We start from the raw sequence: 16,311 nt of genomic DNA, 5'->3' as shown, positions 1-16,311 counted from the left end.
TGCGTGCCGATCCCCCGCGGCGCGCGCCGCCGGTCCCCCGCCCCGGGGCACCGAGGACCGAAGGCCGCAAGTCCCAAGGCCCAGCGCCGAAGACCCCGAGGCTCCGGGGCCCCGCACCGAAGGGCCGCGGCGCATCGGCCCAGGCACCGAGAAAGGCAGTCCCCGCCATGGACACCGTGCTCCGCGACGTACGCGTCATCGACGGGTCCGGCGGTCCGTCCTACCGCGCCGATGTCGCCCTCGCCGACGGCCGGATCGCCGAGATCCACCGCGAGACGGACGGCGGCCCGCGGCCGGGCGCCGCCCGCGTGGTGGACGGCCAGGGACTGGCCCTCTCCCCCGGCTTCATCGATATGCACGCGCACAGCGACCTCGCGCTGCTGCGTGACCCCGCGCACGAGGCGAAGGCCGCCCAGGGCGTGACCCTCGAAGTCCTCGGCCAGGACGGCCTGTCGTACGCGCCGGCCGACGACCGGACCCTCGCCGAGGTCCGGACCCAGATCACCGGCTGGAACGGCGGCGGCCCCGGGGACACCTCCGTCGACTTCAGCTGGCGCACGGTCGGCGGCTACCTCGACCGCCTCGACCACGGCTTCGACGGCAACGGCATCGCCGTCAACGCCGCCTACCTCATCCCGCAGGGCACCGTCCGGATGCTCGCCCTCGGCTGGGACGACCGTCCCGCCACCGCCGACGAGCTGGCGCGGATGAAGCAACTGGTCGCCGAGGGCCTGGAACAGGGCGCGGTGGGGCTGTCCTCCGGCCTGACCTACACCCCCGGCATGTACGCCTCCGACGCGGAACTGACCGAACTGTGCCGGGTGGTGGCCCGCTACGACGGCTACTACTGCCCGCACCACCGCTCCTACGGGGCGGGCGCCCTCCAGGCGTACGAGGAGATGGTGGCCCTCACCCGTGAGGCCGGCTGTGCGCTGCATCTGGCGCACGCCACCATGAACTTCGGCGTCAACAAGGGCCGCGCGCCCGAGCTGCTCACGCTCCTGGACCGCGCGCTGGACGCCGGCGCAGACATCACTCTCGACACCTACCCCTACACCCCCGGCTGTACGACCCTGGTCGCGATGCTGCCGAGCTGGGCGAGCGAGGGCGGCCCGGCGGCGATCCTGGATCGCCTCCGGGACGACGCGACGGCCGAGCGGATCCGCCGGGTCATGGAGGTGGAGGGCGCGGACGGCTGTCACGGCGTGCCCATCGAATGGGACACCATCGAGATCTCCGGCGTCGCGGACCCCGCTCTGGACGGCTACGTCGGCAAGACGCTCGCCGGCAGTGCGGCGGAGCGCGGCGAGGAGCCGTGGACGACCGCCCGGCGTCTGCTGATCGAGGACCGTCTGGGCTCGACGATCCTCCAGCACGTCGGCCACGAGGACAACGTCCGCCGGATCATGCGCCACCGGGTGCACACCGGGGGAAGCGACGGCATCCTCCAGGGCCACAAGCCGCATCCGCGCGCGTACGGCACCTTCCCCCAGTACCTCGGCCGGTACGTCCGCGAGCTGGGTGTGCTGTCGCTGGAGGAGTGCGTCGCCCATCTGACCGGCCGCCCGGCGGCCCGTCTGCGGCTGCCCGACCGCGGTCTCGTCCGTGAGGGCTACCGCGCCGACCTGGTCCTCTTCGACCCCGAAACGGTCGCCGCCGGGTCCACCTTCGACGCCCCGCGCACCCTGCCCGCCGGCATTCCGCACGTCCTGATCGACGGCCGGTTCGTGATGGCGGACGGCCGGCGGACGGATGTGCTGGCGGGGCGGGCGGTACGGCGGACGGCGGCGGGCCGGGGGTAGAGGTGTCCCCCGGCCCGGGTCAGGGCAGGGGACGTTCCGCCTCGGCCGCGCGCAGGACCAGCCGCTCGATCTCGGACCCACTGCTCGTCAGATGCGCCCCCAGCTCCTCGGCCACCGCCGAACGTTCCGGGGTGACACGGCCCGCGTAGAAGACGAACGGGCCGTCGTAGCGGCCGTCGCGCCGCAGGCGTGCGAGGTGCTCCAGGCCCTCCCGCGGATTGCCGTCCCGCTCGATGTCGGAGACGATCAGCGTCGGCCGCTCGACGGCGAGGGCGGCGTCGGCGGCTGCGGAATCCTCGGCGATCCGCACCACCGCACCGGCCGCCCGGAAGGCGTTGACCAGGGACTCGTTGTTCCGTGGGTGGTCGTCCACCCAGAGGATGCGCACGTACCGCAGCGGCGCGACATCCGCGCCGGGTGCCGCCGTCCGCCCCGCCGGCACCGCGCCGTAGGCCCCCGGCTGCATCCCGCCGTACGCCCCCGCCGGCATCGCCCCGTACGCTCCCGCCGGCATCCCGCCGTAGGCCCCGGACGGCATCCCCCCGTACGCCCCCGCCGGCGGCTGTACCTGAGCCGGGAGCGACTGGACGTACGCGGCGGCGGGCTCCGGCTCCACCGCGGCCGGGAGCTCGGCCCCCTCGCGCAAGCGCCGCAGCAGCTCCTCGGACCGGGGCAGCGCCACCAAGCCGTCGATCAGCGAGGTGAACTCCTGGTCGCGCACCATCTCCGGGAAGGTGCTGGGCAGTTGGCGCTCCAGTCGGCTCAGTGTCGCGTCCCGGCCGTCCGCGTCCTGTTCCGGCAGGTCGTGCTCGCGCAGGAAGCGGGTCACCGTCGGCAGCTCCGCCACGGGGATCGGGTCGGGTGTCCGCAGCAGCCGGCGCACCTCCCGGTAGGTACGGAACTCGGCGATCACATCGCCCGCGCCGGACCCGGCGGCCCCGGCCACCATCCGGTAGAAGTCGGGGTAGAAGTACTGGAGCAGCAACGTCCTGACCACCGCCTCGGGCGCGAAGTCGTCCCACATCGGATTGAGCGTCGCCTCCAGCACGAAGCCGTTCACCAGGCGCTTGATGCGGCGGGGGTTACGGGCCGAGCGCTCCGCGAGCATCGTGGTCAGCCGCTCGTCCAGGAGCTGATCGATGCCGACGGTCCGGGCGCACCAGTCGATGTACGCCCGCACGCCCTGCTGGTCCGGCACCGGAATGCGGTAGCTCGTCTGGAAGATCTTCTCCATGAACGCCGAGGCGGCGGGGGACAGATCGCGTAACAGCCCGTTGGGCGCCAGCGCCGACCGGTCGCACCCGATGACGAACTCCAGACCCGGCACGTCCAGATAGACCTTCACCGCCTCACAGACCGCGAGCACCGTCTCCTCCGGGCAGCGGTCGAGGTCGTCGATGAAGACGACCAGCAGCCGGCGCGGCCGGAAGTCATCGGTCTGCGACCACTCCTGCACCAGTTCGCCGATCGCCCCGCGCATCTCGTTGCGGGCCTGGGAGTTGACGGACAGGGTCTTCCACAGCTCGTCGACCAGTCCGGCCGCCCCGAGCGGCCCGGCGGCGACCGTCGTCACCGCCCGGACGGCCCGCAGCAGCGCACGCCGCTCGGAGATCCGTTGCAGCGCCCGCCGCAGCACCCGCCGGTCGAACCGCATCAGGACGGACTTGATCAGCCCCTCCAGCGCATCGGCGCCCTGTGAGGTCCAGGCGTTGTACCAGACGGTGTGCACCTCGGGGGCGTGTGCCAGCTCCGCGTCGACCAGCCGCATCAGGCTGCTCTTGCCCATCCCCCAGCCGGCGTCGACGGCGAGCGTGAACGGGGTGGAGGCACGGGAGGCGACCAGCAGTCCGGCCAGCTGGCGGGCGGCCCGGCCGACGCCGAGCAGATCCGCGCCGGACTCGGCCACCGGTTCGTCGTTGAGCAGCACGAAGGGGCCGCGCGGCGAGGGGGCGGGCGTACCGGTGGAGGGGGAGACGGGCGGGGGTAACGGCGCCGAGGTGGACATGTGCCCGGAGCGTACCGAGCCGCGCTCCCGCCCGCCGGGCACTCCGCGGAATCACCGGGCGCCGCGGATTCAGCGGTGCCCCCGGGAGCGGCGCCGCGACGACCGGCCACAGCGCGTCACTACGCGTGACACACCCCACACCGTCCGCTGACCAACGTGGGGAAAAACACCGGGCGGGTGCCGTTACGCGGCCGTAAGGTGGCGGACATGCAGGTGATCCAGTCAACGAAGCTCGCCAACGTCTGCTACGAAATCCGTGGCCCGGTGCTCGAGGAGGCCATGCGGCTGGAGGCGGCGGGTCACCGCATCCTCAAGCTCAACACCGGCAACCCGGCGGCGTTCGGCTTCGAGTGCCCGCCCGAGATCCTGGAGGACATCCTCCGGTCCGTCGGCACGGCACACGGCTACGGCGACGCCAAGGGCCTGCTCTCCGCCCGTCGCGCGGTGATGCAGCACTACCAGACCAAGGGCATCGACCTCTCCGTCGACGACATCTACCTCGGCAACGGCGTCTCCGAGCTGATCCAGATGTCGATGCAGGCGCTGCTGGACGACGGCGACGAGGTGCTGGTGCCGGCCCCGGACTACCCGCTGTGGACGGCGTCCGTCTCCCTCTCCGGCGGCACCGCCGTGCACTACCGCTGCGACGAGCAGGCCGACTGGATGCCGGACCTCGCCGACATCGAGCGCAAGGTCACCGACCGCACCAAGGCCATCGTCGTCATCAACCCCAACAACCCCACGGGTGCCGTATACGACGACGAGCTGCTGCGCGGCATCGCGGAGATCGCCCGCCGGCACAACCTCATCGTCTGCGCCGACGAGATCTACGACAAGATCCTCTACGACGGCGTCACCCACACCCCGTTCGCCTCGCTCGCCCCCGACCTGCTGACCCTGACCTTCAACGGGCTGTCGAAGTCGTACCGGGTGGCGGGCTACCGCAGCGGCTGGATGGCGGTCTGCGGCCCGAAGGCGCACGCCTCCTCGTACATCGAGGGGCTGACGATCCTCGCCAACATGCGGCTGTGCGCCAATATGCCGGCCCAGCACGCGGTGGCCACCGCCCTCGGCGGCCGTCAGTCGATCAACGAGCTGGTGCTGCCCGGCGGCCGGCTGCTGGAGCAGCGCGACACGGCGTACGAGCTGCTGACGCAGATCCCCGGCGTCAGCTGCGTGAAGCCGAAGGGCGCGCTGTACGCCTTCCCCCGGCTGGACCCCCACGTCTACAAGGTCAAGGACGACCGGCGGATGGTGCTCGATCTGCTGCGCGCCGAGAAGATCATGATCGTCCACGGCACCGGCTTCAACTGGCCGGAGCCGGACCACTTCCGCCTGGTCACGCTGCCCAGCAAGGACGATCTGACGGATGCCGTCACCCGCATCGGCTCCTTCCTCGACGGTTACGGACAGTACTGAGCCGGAGCAATTTCTATACGGTCCACAACTTTAGACAGTGTCTAAGCTAGGATGGTCTCCTAGACGCATTCAGGAGGCTGTCCCATGTACGAACCGATCCGCACCAAGTCGGTCCACACCATGGCCGCCGCCCCGGAGGTCCCGCACCGCTCCCGCGAGGAGGAGCTGGACATCCGGCTCGCCGGACAGCTGACCGCGCTGCTCACCATCACCGACGAGCTGCACGCACGGGCCACCCGGGACGGCGGCACACCGGACGACGCCACGGGTGCCGCGCCGGACGGCGCCGCGCTGGCCGCCGCGGCCGAGCGCATCGCCGAGCAGGTCGCGCGGCTGAGCGGCGGCCACTACCCGCTGCGCGCCGAGCCCTCCGACGACAGCAGCCCGTCCCGGACCGAGGCCCTTCAGCAGCGCGCCCACACCCTCGCGGGCAACGCCCTGGCGGTCGCCACGTCCCGTGGTGATGCCGCGGCGATGGCGCTGACGGCGGAGCGCATGGAGGCGCATGCCGCGCCGCTGCGGGACCGGGACCTCGCCACGGCGTGAGCCGCGGGCGGGAGGGACGGTCCGCGGCGTGAACGGACAGCCCGCGAACGGACGGCCCGCGGCGTGAACCGCGGGCCCAGGACGGGCCCGTGCCCTCCTCGGCCGCCCCCACCCCGGCTCCGCCCCCGGCCCCGGCGTCACTCCACCGGCCCATTCGCCCGGACCCTCTTCACCCGGCCGACGCCTCGCACCGGTCCACGGTCCAGGCCATCGCCCGGTCACTCAGCGAGAGGCCCAGGCCCGGCCGGTCCGGTACGCACATCCGGCCGTCGCGCAGCTCCAGCCGCTCCTGGAACAGCGGCTCCAGCCAGTCGAAGTGCTCGACCCAGGCGGCCCCCGGGTAGGCCGCGGCCAGATGCAGATGGACCTCCATCGCGAAGTGCGGCGCCAGGCTCAGCCCCTTGTGCTCCGCGAGCGCCATCACCCGCAGGAACGGGGTGATCCCGCCGACCCGCGGCGCGTCGGGCTGGACGAAGTCCGCGGCGCCCGCCTCGATCAGCCGGGTGTGCTCCTCGGCACCGGTGAGCATCTCGCCGGTGGCCACCGGGGTGTCGAGCGACGCCGCCAGCGCGGCATGCCCCTCGGCGTCGTACGCGTCCAACGGCTCCTCGATCCAGGCCAGTTGGAACTGTTCCAGGGTCCGCCCGATCCGCTGGGCGGTGGCCCGGTCCCACTGCTGATTGGCGTCCACCATCAGCGGGACGCCGTCGCCGAGGTGACCGCGTACCGTCTCGACGCGCCGGAGGTCGGCCGCCGCGTCGGCCTGCCCCACCTTGATCTTGATGCCGCCGATGCCCCGCGCCAGCGCCGTATCGGCGTTCTCCAGGACCTGTTCGACGGGCAGGGAGAGAAAGCCGCCGGAGGTGTTGTAGCAGGGCACGGCGGTGCGATGGGCGCCGAGGAGCTTGGCGAGCGGCAGGCCGGCGCGCCGCGCCTTGAGGTCCCACAGGGCGATGTCGAAGGCGGCGACGGCCTGAACGGCCAGCCCGCTGCGCCCCATTGAGGCACCGGCCCAGACCAGCTTCTGCCAGAGCCGGCCGATGTCGCTGGGGTCCTCGCCGATCAGCTCGGGCGCGATCTCGCGGGCGTGCGCATACAGCCCGGGACCGCCCGCCCGCTTCGCATAGCCGAAGCCCAGCCCCGTCAGCCCGGCCTCGGTGATGATCCGCGCGAAGACGAACGCGACCTCGACCAGCGGTTTCTGCCGGCCGGTGAGCACCTTGGCGTCACTGACCGGCTCGGGCAGCGGGAGCCGGACGAACGAGACACTGACGGTCGCGATGCGATCAGTGGTGAGGGTCATGACCCTCAGCCTCGACCGGGACCCCACACAGGGTCAAGAGTCCGAACTGCGTTCAAGGATGAGAACAGTGGAGTGGGGTGGCGGCAGGGCGCCGGAGCCCGAAAACGAGCCGGGGCCCCGCACCGTACGTGCGGGGCCCCGGTCGGGCGGTGTGCGCAGCGGTGACTAGCCGAGCCGCTGGACCAGTGCGCGGTACTCGTCCCACAGCTCCTTCGGCGTGTGGTCACCAAAGGTGTTGAGGTGCTCGGGGATCAGCGCCGCCTCCTCGCGCCACACGTCCTTGTCGACGGTGAGCAGGAAGTCGAGGTCGGCGTCGGACAGGTCCAGGCCCTCGGTGTCGAGCGAACCCTTCGCCGGCAGCACACCGATGGGCGTCTCGACGCCCTCGGCCTTGCCGTCCAGCCGCTCGACGATCCACTTGAGCACCCGGCCGTTCTCGCCGAAGCCCGGCCACACGAAGCGGCCCTTGTCGTCCTTGCGGAACCAGTTGACGTAGTAGATCTTCGGCAGCTTGGCCTGGTCCTTGTCGGCACCGACCTTGACCCAGTGCCCCATGTAGTCGCCCATGTTGTACCCGCAGAACGGCAGCATGGCGAACGGGTCGCGGCGCAGCTCGCCGACCTTGCCCTCGGCCGCGGCGGTCTTCTCGCTGGCGACGTTGGCGCCGAGGAAGACGCCGTGCTGCCAGGTCAGCGACTCGGTCACCAGCGGCACGGCGCTGGCGCGGCGGCCACCGAAGAGGATCGCCGAGATCGGCACGCCCTTGGGGTCCTCCCACTCGGGCGCGATGATCGGGCACTGGCCGGCCGGGACGGTGAAGCGGGCGTTGGGGTGGGCCGCCGGGGTCCCGGACTCCGGCGTCCAGTCGTTGCCCTTCCAGTCGGTCAGGTGCGCGGGCTTCTCCTCGGTCATGCCCTCCCACCACACGTCGCCGTCATCCGTCAGCGCGACGTTGGTGAAGACGGAGTTGCCCCACATCGTCTTCATGGCGTTGGCGTTGGTGTGCTCGCCGGTGCCGGGCGCGACGCCGAAGAATCCGGCCTCGGGGTTGATGGCGTAGAGGCGGCCGTCCTCGCCGAAGCGCATCCAGGCGATGTCGTCGCCGATGGTCTCGACGGTCCAGCCGGAGATCGTGGGCTCCAGCATCGCGAGGTTGGTCTTGCCGCAGGCGGAGGGGAAGGCGGCGGCGACGTACTTGGACTCGCCCTGCGGCGGGGTGAGCTTGAGGATCAGCATGTGCTCGGCGAGCCAGCCCTCGTCACGCGCCATGACGGAGGCGATACGCAGCGCGTAGCACTTCTTGCCGAGCAGGGCGTTGCCGCCGTAGCCCGAGCCGTAGGACCAGATCTCGCGGTCCTCGGGAAAGTGCGAGATGTACTTGGTGGAGTTGCACGGCCACGGTACGTCGGCCTCGCCCTCGGCCAGCGGGGCGCCGAGGGTGTGCACCGCCTTGACGAAGAAGCCGTCCTCGCCGAGCTCGTCGAGCACCGGCTGCCCCATGCGCGTCATGGTGCGCATGGAGACCGCGACGTAGGCGGAGTCGGTGATCTCCACACCGATCGCGGAGAGCGAGGAGCCGAGCGGGCCCATGCAGAACGGGACGACGTACATCGTCCGGCCGCGCATCGAACCGCGGAAGATGCCCTTCTCCCCCGCGAAGATCTCCCGCATCTCGGCGGGAGCCTTCCAGTGGTTCGTCGGGCCGGCGTCCTCCTCCTTCTCGGAGCAGATGAAGGTGCGGTCCTCGACACGCGCCACATCGGAGGGGTCGGAGGCCGCGTAGTAGGAGTTCGGTCGCTTGATCGGGTCGAGCTTCTTGAACGTGCCCTTGTCGACGAGCTCCTCGCACAGACGCTCGTACTCCGCCTCCGAGCCGTCACACCAGACGACCCGGTCGGGCTGGGTGATCGCCGCGATCTCGTCGACCCAGGAGGTGAGCTCCTGGTGACGGGTCGGGACGGGCTTGGGGGTGGGAGCCGCGTTGTCGCGCGCCACGATCGCTCCTAGATGAGGGTGTGGACGGATATATACCCGGCTTACCGGGACAATCCGCTTCTTTTGTTTGTCGCCCCTTGGGGGCCGCGACCCGGATGCTTCGTGACCGCTCATCCGGTGCCGACCGCACTCATATGATCATCCGGCCCGGATAGAGTTCTGTCCAGAGGGCGCTTTCGTGACCGTCACCACTTCGGCACGAATCGGTAACTTACGGTTGCGTAGGTAGCATTGCGCCATGACTTCCGCGCCCGACGCCGCCGAGAGCAAGCCCTCCTCCGCGCCGCCCGCGATCGCGGCGGTCGCCGCCGCGGCCGCGCCACTCAAGCCCAGACTGCGCGGCTGGCTCCATGCCGGAATGTTTCCCGCTGTCCTTCTCTCCGGCGTCATACTCACCGCCCTCGCCGACAGCCCCCGAGGCCGTCTGGCCTGCGCGATCTACACCCTGACCGCCTGCCTGCTCTTCGGGGTCAGCGCCCTTTACCACCGGGGCAATTGGGGCCCGCGGGCCGACGGTGTGCTGCGCCGGCTCGACCACGCGAACATCTTCCTGATAATCGCGGGGACCTATACGCCGCTGACGATGCTGCTCATGCCCGGGTCCCGCGGTCAGGCCCTGCTCTGGGCGGTCTGGGGGGCCGCGCTCGCCGGCATCGCGTTCCGGGTCTTCTGGGTCGGCGCCCCCCGCTGGCTCTACACCCCCTGCTACATCGCCATGGGCTGGGCCGCCGTCTTCTTCCTGCCCGACTTCCTGCGCACCGGCGGCGTCGCCGTCCTGGTACTCGTCATCGTCGGCGGGCTGCTCTACAGCGCGGGCGGAGTGATCTACGGGATGAAGCGCCCGAACCCCTCACCGAAGTGGTTCGGCTTCCACGAGGTCTTCCACTCGTTCACGCTGGCGGCCTTCGTCGTGCACTACGTGGGGATCTCCCTGGTGGCCTATTCGCACGCCTGAGGCGGCACCCCGGCCCCGAGCGCCCAAAACCCCCGCGCCACCGTGGCCGCGACCCCCGAGGTCGCGGCCACACGCGTGTCCGGGGGCAGGGAGGCGCCCGCGACCGGGCGGCGGGCGATCGCCCGTCACGCCTCCCCGTCCGGTGACGTGGGCCGGACGTCCATGGCGGAGTGCAGTTGATCCAGGACGGCCTCGAACTGTTCCAGCAGCTCGGACGGGTACCGGGACAGGACGGCGTCCTGGCGCGCGTTGACGGGGCCGAAGAAGGCGTCGGCGAGCTCGGCGACCTGTGGACTGCTGCGCAGGGTGACGATCCGGCGGTCGGCGTGTTCGCGGGTACGGGTGACGTACCCGGCGTTTTCGAGGCGGTTGAGCAACGCGGTCATGGCCCCCGAGGACAGCGAGATACGCCTGCTGAGCAGGGCCGGGGACAGCGGGGCACCCCGTTCTTCGGCGGAGGCGATCTCCAGCAGGGCGAAAGCGTCGGTGGAGTGCACGCCCAGCTGAGCGGCGAAGCGGCGGCCCAGTTCGGTGAAGCTCGCCCCGTAGGCCATGAGCCCTTCCGCCAGCCGCTCGCGCCGCGCCGCGACACCACCGGGCACCGGTTCCTCCACGGGGGCCTCCCTCTTCCCTGCGTCACCGGCGGTTCCCGTCGGTGACATGCGTTGACATGCATTGACAACCCGTCATCGGCGAGTATAGCTTCCTCATGGAATTACTTCACCATGGAGATTCTTTCTCATGGAGCTATCCCCCATAGGGCTATCTCTCATGGAGCCACTTCGGCGTGGCGGCGTAGCGGGGACCTGACCTGTTTCTGCTGCTTCCACCCGTCGATGGCACGGTCGCTCACCGCCACCCCTGCTCCGCTGCCTTGTCGCGGTGAGCACCGCGCTCGCTCGTCTCGTCCCGGCCCCCACCACCCCATGGAGCCCTGATGCTGAACGCTCCCCGCCTCGACGGCATCGACCCGTTCGCCGCGACCGTCCGCGGCATCACCGCGCCCGATCCGGTGCACGCCGCCCTGCGCGCCGCCGGCCCTCTCGTCCAAATCGACGCCCCGGCCGGCGGACCGGCGTGGATCGTGACCGACGACGTCCTGGCACGCGAGGTGCTCGCGGACCCCCGGATCGTCAAGGACCCGGCGTGCGCGCCGCCCGGCTGGGACCGGCACAGCGCCGGACTGGAACAGACCGCCGCCGAGCAGCCCTCCCTCACGACCCTCGACGGCCCCGAGCACGCCGCACTGCGACGCGCCCACGCTCCGCTCCTCAACGCCAAACGGATCCGCGCGCAGTCCGACCGGGTCCATGCGATCGCCCGGGAGCTGCTCACCGAACTCGCCGCCGAGCGCACGGTGATCGATCTGATGGCTGGTTTCACCACCCGCTATCCGCTCACCGTCCTGCTCGACCTGCTCGGCATCCCGCTCGGCGAGGTCGGCCGGGCCGCCGATGCCTGCCGGCGGATGCTCGGCAACGAACCCGGCGACCAGAAAAGGGCGATCGACGCACTCACCGCGCTCGCCGCCTCCGGGCTCGGCGACGGCGGCCGGGGACTCGCCGCCGAGCTGCGCGACCGGGCCCCCGCGCACACCACCCGCGACCAACTCCAGTACCACCTGTTCGCGTTGATCTTCGCCGGACAGCTCACCACCGACGCCGCCCTCGGCACCCTCATCGCCCGCGCCCTCACGAACGGTCCCCGACCCGCCCCATCGGGCGAAGAGGGAAGAGACGACCTGGTCGACGAGACGCTGCGGCAGCACCCGCCGGCCCCGTTCACCCTGTGGCGCTTCACCACCACCGAGCTCGCACTCGCCGGGATACGGCTCCCCGCCCGCGCCCCCGTGCTCGTCGACATCCTCGGCATCAACACCGACCCCGCCCGCTCCCCCGGACCCGACCTGACCTTCGGAGCCGGCCCGCACTTCTGTATCGGCGCCCAACTCGCCCGGCTCGAACTGCGCGCCGTGGTCACGGTGCTGCGGACCGATTTCCCCGAGGCCCGCCTCGCCGTGCCCTTCGGCGAGCTCCGGCAGGCCACCATCGGTGGGCTGCAAGGGAGCCGGCTGACCGCCCTCCCCGTCGCCCTGCACGGCTGACGGCGGTCCGTCACGGGAGAACCCGGGTCCTCTCCCGCGTGCTTCCCGGGCATCCGGGCATCGGCTCCCTCGCGAACCGGCCGCATCAACTGCCTGCTCAGGAGGCGGCCGTGGCCCCGGGGGCGCCTGATGCCCGACAATGCTGCGCATGGCCGCACGTACCTCTGCCACCACACCGCCCGGGGCGCCGAAGATCGGGCTGCGGGAGCGGAAGAAGATCCAGACCCGGCAGGCGATCCGGCGGGCCGCCTACCGGCTCTTCGAGGAACAGGGGTACGACGCGACCCCCGTCGACCAGATCGCCGCGGCCGCGGATGTCTCGCCGAGCACGGTCTTCCGCTACTTCCCCACCAAGGAAGACATGGTGCTCACGGACGAGTACGACACCGTACTGGAGACCGGGATCCGGGCACGTCCCGCGGACGAGCCGGTGGTCGAGTCGGTGCGGCGGGTCAGCGTCGAGGCGCTGCGCACGATGGCCGCGCAGGAGCGTGGCGAACTCGTCCAGCGCCTCCGGCTGATCCGTGAGGTGCCCGCCATCCGCGGCCGTACGGCGGAGCGCACCGCACAGGACGCCGCGATGCTCACGGCCGTGCTGGCGGAGCGGTCCGGCCGCCCGGCCGACGACCTGGAGCTGCGGGTGATCAGCGCCGTGATCCTGGCCGCGCTCCAGGAGGCGCTGCTGCACTGGGGCGAGGGCGACCGGACGACCGACCCGGAGGCGCCGGTCCACCGGGCCATGGACGTACTGGCGCGGGGTCTCACGCTCTGAACTCTCCGGGTCCCGCGGCCGCACGCTCCGCGGGGTCTCTTGTCCGGAGTTACGGCCGCACGCGCTGAGGGCCGCGCCTCATCTCCGGGAGCGCGACCTCATGCGCTGAGGGCGGCGGCTCAGCCGTCGGGGACGCGGCCTCACGCTCTGAGGGCGGCGGCTCACCTGCGAGAACGCGACCTCATGCGCTGAGGGCGGCGGCTCAGCCGACGGGGACGCAGCCTCACCCTCTGAGGGCGGCGCCTCACCTGCGGGAACGCGGCCTCACGCTCCGAGGGCAGGGGTGCCCGGGGACGGCGCGGCAACCAACCGGAAGACCGGGCCGCTGTCCGCCCCGGCGCGGGCCTCGGTGGCCGGCCCGGCCCGCTCCGCCACCTCCGGGGCGCCGGCTTCCGGTTCGCCCAGGCGGGCCGCGAGTCGCTCCCGTAGGTGCGACAGCCGCTCGATACGGGCGTCCAGGTCGGCGAGCCGGCGCCGGGCCACCCCTTCGGCGGCCGAACAGCGGCCCGATTCCGGGTCCTGCAAGAGGAGATCCGGCACCCCGTCGGCCGGCATCGTGCGCAGCAGCGGGGCGACCGCCCGCACATCGCCGACCGTCAGCCCGGCGTCCCGCAGCTCGCGTACCGCCCTCAGCCGGCGGATGTCCTCCGCGTCGTACACCCGGTGGCCGGACGGTGTCCGCCGGGCCGTCACCAGCCCCTGCTGCTCGTAGTAGCGCAGCGCCCGCGGCGTCATACCGGCGGCCGCCGCGGCGTCCCCGATGCGCATCTCCCCTCCTTCTCTGACTCCTTTTCCGGCTCCTGCTCCGGCTGCTTCTCCTCCGGCTCCTGCTCCTTCTCCGGCGTGTTCAGCTCCGCCGCTCCGGGCACGTCCGGCGCGGTGTGTTCAGCTCCGCCGCTCCGGGCGCGTCCGGGACGGTGTGTTCACGCCGCTCCGGGCGCGTCCGGCCGTTCCGCGCGCCGGGAGCCCGCGGCGTTCACTACGCGCTCGATCCCGGCCGCCCCGTACAGCAGGTCTTCGTCCGCGCCGAACCGGCCGACGAGTTGGAGCCCGAGCGGCAGCCCGTTGGCGGCCTGTCCCGCGGGCACGCTGACGGCGGGCAGCCCGGCGTTGCTCCAGGGCAGGCACATGATCGAGGAGCCTGTGGTGGTCAGGCCGGCGGGCGCGGGGCCCGTGGCCGACGGGGCGATCCACAGGTCGATGCCGGCCGCGGCGCGGTCCGCCGCGAGCCGGGCGCGGAAGGCCTTGCGCCGCTCCCGGGCCGTTTCGTAGGCGGCGTCCCCGATCGTCTGGCCCTGCCGGATGGCCGCAGTGGTCTCCTGCCGGTAGCGGTCGCCGAACCGCGCGAACCAGTCGGCGTGGGCCCGGGCGACCTCGTAGCGGTTCATCGTGAACAGCTGCTCGACGATCTGCTCGAAGTCGTCCATCACCGGCACCTCATGGACGACGTACCCGGCCGCGCGCAGCAGCTCCCGCTGCTCCTCGAAGGCGTCCAGCGCCTCGGCGTCGGCACGCTCCAGATAGGGGCCCACCGGCACGCCCAGCACCGGGCGCGGCGCCCGCCCAGCCGTTTCCTGTGCCCGCCACCCGTCGACCAGCACCGACGCCGCCAGCGCCACACCGGCCACATCCGTCGCGTAGCACCCGAGGGTGTCGAAGCTCGCGGCATTGGGGATCACCCCGTCGACCGGTATCCGCCCGTAGCTCGGCTTGAAGCCGACCACTCCGCAGTACGCGGCGGGCCGGATCATCGAGCCGACGGTCTGCGTCCCGATGGCCAGCGGCACCATCCCGGCGGCGACCGCGGCCGCCGACCCGCTGCTCGAACCGCCGGGCGTGTGCGCCGGGTGGTGCGGATTGCGGGTGGGGCCCGGGGCGGTCACCGCGAACTCCGCGGTCACCGTCTTGCCCGCGATCAGCGCCCCGGCGGCGCACAGCCGGCCGACGACGCCGGCCTGCGGGCCGCCGAGCACCTCGGGCGGCAGCGCCGAGCCCGCGCGGGTGGGCAGCCCGTCGGCGTGCACGATGTCCTTGATGCCGACGGGGATGCCGTGGAGGACGGGCCGGCCGGCGGGGTCCGGCGGACCGTCGGCCGCGCTCCCGCGCGCCGCCTCCAGGAGCCGCGTACGCCGCCCGGCCTCGGGCACAAAGGCCCGCACCTGCGGATCGACGGCGTCGATACGGTCGCACGTGCGGTGCACCGCGTCGACGGGGTCGTCCGTGCCGGCCCGGAGCGCCGCGGCCTCCGGGACAAGGGATCGCTGCCCGAGCAAGGTCGTCACTCGTGCAGGCTACAACCGGGGTCTGACAGCGGCCGGTGCATCGCGGCGCTGCACGACGGCCCGGTGCCGTGACCTCACAACTCCACGACCACCGCGCCCAGATGACGCCCCTCGGTGAGCTCGCGCAGAGCCCGTGGCGCCTGCTCGATCCCCTGGAGCCGGGCGTGCGGGAAGGTGAGGGTGCCCTCGCGCAGCCCCTCGCCGAACCGCTGGTTCCACTCCGGGATCAGGTCCAGGTGCTCGTACAGGGCGACACCGCGCAGGGTGATGCTGCGGGAGAGCAGCGAGAGGGTGTCGATCTCGACCGTGGCCTTGCCGCCCCTGGAGAGCTGGGCGGCGAGCGCGCCCACGATGGCGAACCGTGCGCCCCGGTTGGCGAGCGCGAGGGCGGCCCGCAACTGTTCGCCGCCCACGTTGTCGAAGACCGCGTCGATGCCGTCCGGGGCGGCCGTGCGCAGCTGCTCCTCGATCGGACCCGCGCCGCGGATCACCACCGCGTCATAGCCGAATTCCTTGATCAGCCGGTCCGCCTTCTCCTGCGAGCCCGTGCTGCCGATGATCCGGGCGGCGCCGCGCAGCCGGGCGATCTGGCCCGCCAGGGAGCCCACACCGCCCGCCGCTCCGGTGACGAAGACCGTGTCGCCGGGGCGTACTTCGGCGCCGCGCACCACCCCCATCCAGGCGGTGGGCCCCTGGGAGAGGTAGGCGGCCGGGTCGGGCAGCAGGCCGGGGTCGAGCCGCTGCACCTGGTCGGCGTCCACCACGGCGTACTCGCGCCAGCCGAAGCGGTGTTCCACCAGGTCGCCGGGCTGGAGGTCGGTCCCCGGGGCGGCGACCACCTCGCCGACGACGGCCCCGTGCAGCGGCTCGCCGATCTCGTAGGAGGGCATCGGCACCACGCTGGTCTCGTCCATCAGCGTGCGCATCACGGCGGCGACACCCATCACGGTGTTGCGGACCAGCACCTGACCGGGCCCGGGTTCCGGGACCGGCACCTCCACGATCTCGAAGAGGTCATCGGTGACAGGCCCCTGGGGCCGGGCGGCGAGGCGGACTTCGCGGTGTGTGCGCTGTGTCATACCCCCGAGGCTAGAACCTGACGCGCACGTCAAGGTCAAACGGTCGCTG

13 protein-coding genes are annotated in these 16,311 nt (G+C 72.1%); 6 read left to right on the top strand and 7 right to left on the bottom strand.

Annotation, left to right across the window (positions count from 1 at the left end):
* Window positions 1-167 precede the first annotated feature (167 nt).
* Window positions 168-1,802, top strand: coding sequence for an amidohydrolase family protein (locus tag M8I34_RS26285; RefSeq protein ID WP_250053221.1), 1,635 nt, complete (start codon window positions 168-170; stop codon window positions 1,800-1,802).
* A gap of 19 nt (window positions 1,803-1,821) precedes the next feature.
* On the opposite strand, the gene M8I34_RS26280 is transcribed toward M8I34_RS26285, so the two are convergent.
* Window positions 1,822-3,807: a P-loop NTPase fold protein gene (locus M8I34_RS26280; protein WP_250053219.1), complete on the bottom strand. Its 1,986-nt coding sequence runs from the start codon at window positions 3,805-3,807 to the stop codon at window positions 1,822-1,824.
* A gap of 207 nt (window positions 3,808-4,014) precedes the next feature.
* On the opposite strand from M8I34_RS26280, the gene M8I34_RS26275 reads away from it, so the two are divergent.
* Together M8I34_RS26275 and M8I34_RS26270 are read left to right on the top strand one after the other, a co-directional pair.
* Window positions 4,015-5,226 (top strand): pyridoxal phosphate-dependent aminotransferase, encoded by a 1,212-nt coding sequence (locus M8I34_RS26275; RefSeq protein WP_030981388.1) that lies wholly within the window; start codon window positions 4,015-4,017, stop codon window positions 5,224-5,226.
* 84 nt (window positions 5,227-5,310) lie between these two features.
* Window positions 5,311-5,772, top strand: a complete 462-nt coding sequence (locus M8I34_RS26270) for a hypothetical protein (protein ID WP_250053217.1) — start codon at window positions 5,311-5,313, stop codon at window positions 5,770-5,772.
* A gap of 169 nt (window positions 5,773-5,941) precedes the next feature.
* Here M8I34_RS26270 and M8I34_RS26265 read toward each other — a convergent pair whose 3' ends face one another.
* Both M8I34_RS26265 and M8I34_RS26260 read right to left on the bottom strand, forming a co-directional pair.
* Window positions 5,942-7,075, bottom strand: a complete 1,134-nt coding sequence (locus M8I34_RS26265) for a mandelate racemase/muconate lactonizing enzyme family protein (RefSeq protein ID WP_250053215.1) — start codon at window positions 7,073-7,075, stop codon at window positions 5,942-5,944.
* Window positions 7,076-7,240: 165 nt separating this feature from the next.
* Complete coding sequence (locus tag M8I34_RS26260; RefSeq protein WP_244418942.1) at window positions 7,241-9,070, bottom strand: phosphoenolpyruvate carboxykinase (GTP); 1,830 nt, start codon at window positions 9,068-9,070, stop codon at window positions 7,241-7,243.
* A 238-nt stretch (window positions 9,071-9,308) separates the two neighbouring features.
* Between M8I34_RS26260 and M8I34_RS26255 the strand changes: the two genes are divergently transcribed.
* On the top strand, window positions 9,309-10,025 hold the full coding sequence (locus M8I34_RS26255) for a hemolysin III family protein (protein ID WP_250053214.1): 717 nt from the start codon (window positions 9,309-9,311) through the stop codon (window positions 10,023-10,025).
* A gap of 125 nt (window positions 10,026-10,150) precedes the next feature.
* Here M8I34_RS26255 and M8I34_RS26250 read toward each other — a convergent pair whose 3' ends face one another.
* Entirely contained in the window at window positions 10,151-10,639 is a 489-nt protein-coding gene (locus tag M8I34_RS26250) for a MarR family transcriptional regulator (protein ID WP_250053212.1), read from the bottom strand.
* Window positions 10,640-10,962: 323 nt separating this feature from the next.
* Between M8I34_RS26250 and M8I34_RS26245 the strand changes: the two genes are divergently transcribed.
* Both M8I34_RS26245 and M8I34_RS26240 read left to right on the top strand, forming a co-directional pair.
* A complete protein-coding gene (locus M8I34_RS26245) occupies window positions 10,963-12,129 on the top strand; it encodes a cytochrome P450 (RefSeq protein ID WP_250053210.1) in 1,167 nt (388 codons plus the stop codon).
* Between the two features lie 139 nt (window positions 12,130-12,268).
* On the top strand, window positions 12,269-12,901 hold the full coding sequence (locus tag M8I34_RS26240; RefSeq protein WP_250053208.1) for a TetR/AcrR family transcriptional regulator: 633 nt from the start codon (window positions 12,269-12,271) through the stop codon (window positions 12,899-12,901).
* A 264-nt stretch (window positions 12,902-13,165) separates the two neighbouring features.
* Here M8I34_RS26240 and M8I34_RS26235 read toward each other — a convergent pair whose 3' ends face one another.
* The 3 genes from M8I34_RS26235 to M8I34_RS26225 all read right to left on the bottom strand — a co-directional run bounded on the left by M8I34_RS26235 (window position 13,166) and on the right by M8I34_RS26225 (window position 16,262).
* A complete protein-coding gene (locus M8I34_RS26235) occupies window positions 13,166-13,669 on the bottom strand; it encodes a MerR family transcriptional regulator (RefSeq protein WP_250053206.1) in 504 nt (167 codons plus the stop codon).
* 155 nt (window positions 13,670-13,824) lie between these two features.
* Entirely contained in the window at window positions 13,825-15,183 is a 1,359-nt protein-coding gene (locus M8I34_RS26230; RefSeq protein ID WP_250053204.1) for an amidase, read from the bottom strand.
* 74 nt (window positions 15,184-15,257) lie between these two features.
* Window positions 15,258-16,262 carry an NADP-dependent oxidoreductase gene (locus tag M8I34_RS26225; protein WP_250053202.1) on the bottom strand — a complete coding sequence of 335 codons (1,005 nt, stop codon included), beginning with the start codon at window positions 16,260-16,262 and terminating at the stop codon, window positions 15,258-15,260.
* Window positions 16,263-16,311 lie beyond the last annotated feature (49 nt).

The sequence above is a fragment of the Streptomyces sp. MCA2 genome, assembly GCF_023544705.1.
In the GTDB taxonomy this organism is placed as follows: domain Bacteria; phylum Actinomycetota; class Actinomycetes; order Streptomycetales; family Streptomycetaceae; genus Streptomyces; species Streptomyces decoyicus.
The sequence above is the reverse complement of the archived record's forward strand: the minus strand, read 5'-3'. Positions and strand labels throughout refer to the sequence as shown.

Coding starts and splice junctions, on each gene's coding strand:
- M8I34_RS26240 (WP_250053208.1), top strand. CDS start 12,269: ATGCTGCGCATGGCCGCACGTACCTCTGCCACCACACCGCCCGGGGCG.
- M8I34_RS26255 (WP_250053214.1), top strand. CDS start 9,309: ATGACTTCCGCGCCCGACGCCGCCGAGAGCAAGCCCTCCTCCGCGCCG.
- M8I34_RS26285 (WP_250053221.1), top strand. CDS start 168: ATGGACACCGTGCTCCGCGACGTACGCGTCATCGACGGGTCCGGCGGT.
- M8I34_RS26275 (WP_030981388.1), top strand. CDS start 4,015: ATGCAGGTGATCCAGTCAACGAAGCTCGCCAACGTCTGCTACGAAATC.
- M8I34_RS26270 (WP_250053217.1), top strand. CDS start 5,311: ATGTACGAACCGATCCGCACCAAGTCGGTCCACACCATGGCCGCCGCC.
- M8I34_RS26245 (WP_250053210.1), top strand. CDS start 10,963: ATGCTGAACGCTCCCCGCCTCGACGGCATCGACCCGTTCGCCGCGACC.
- M8I34_RS26280 (WP_250053219.1), bottom strand. CDS start 3,807: ATGTCCACCTCGGCGCCGTTACCCCCGCCCGTCTCCCCCTCCACCGGT.
- M8I34_RS26235 (WP_250053206.1), bottom strand. CDS start 13,669: ATGCGCATCGGGGACGCCGCGGCGGCCGCCGGTATGACGCCGCGGGCG.
- M8I34_RS26225 (WP_250053202.1), bottom strand. CDS start 16,262: ATGACACAGCGCACACACCGCGAAGTCCGCCTCGCCGCCCGGCCCCAG.
- M8I34_RS26265 (WP_250053215.1), bottom strand. CDS start 7,075: ATGACCCTCACCACTGATCGCATCGCGACCGTCAGTGTCTCGTTCGTC.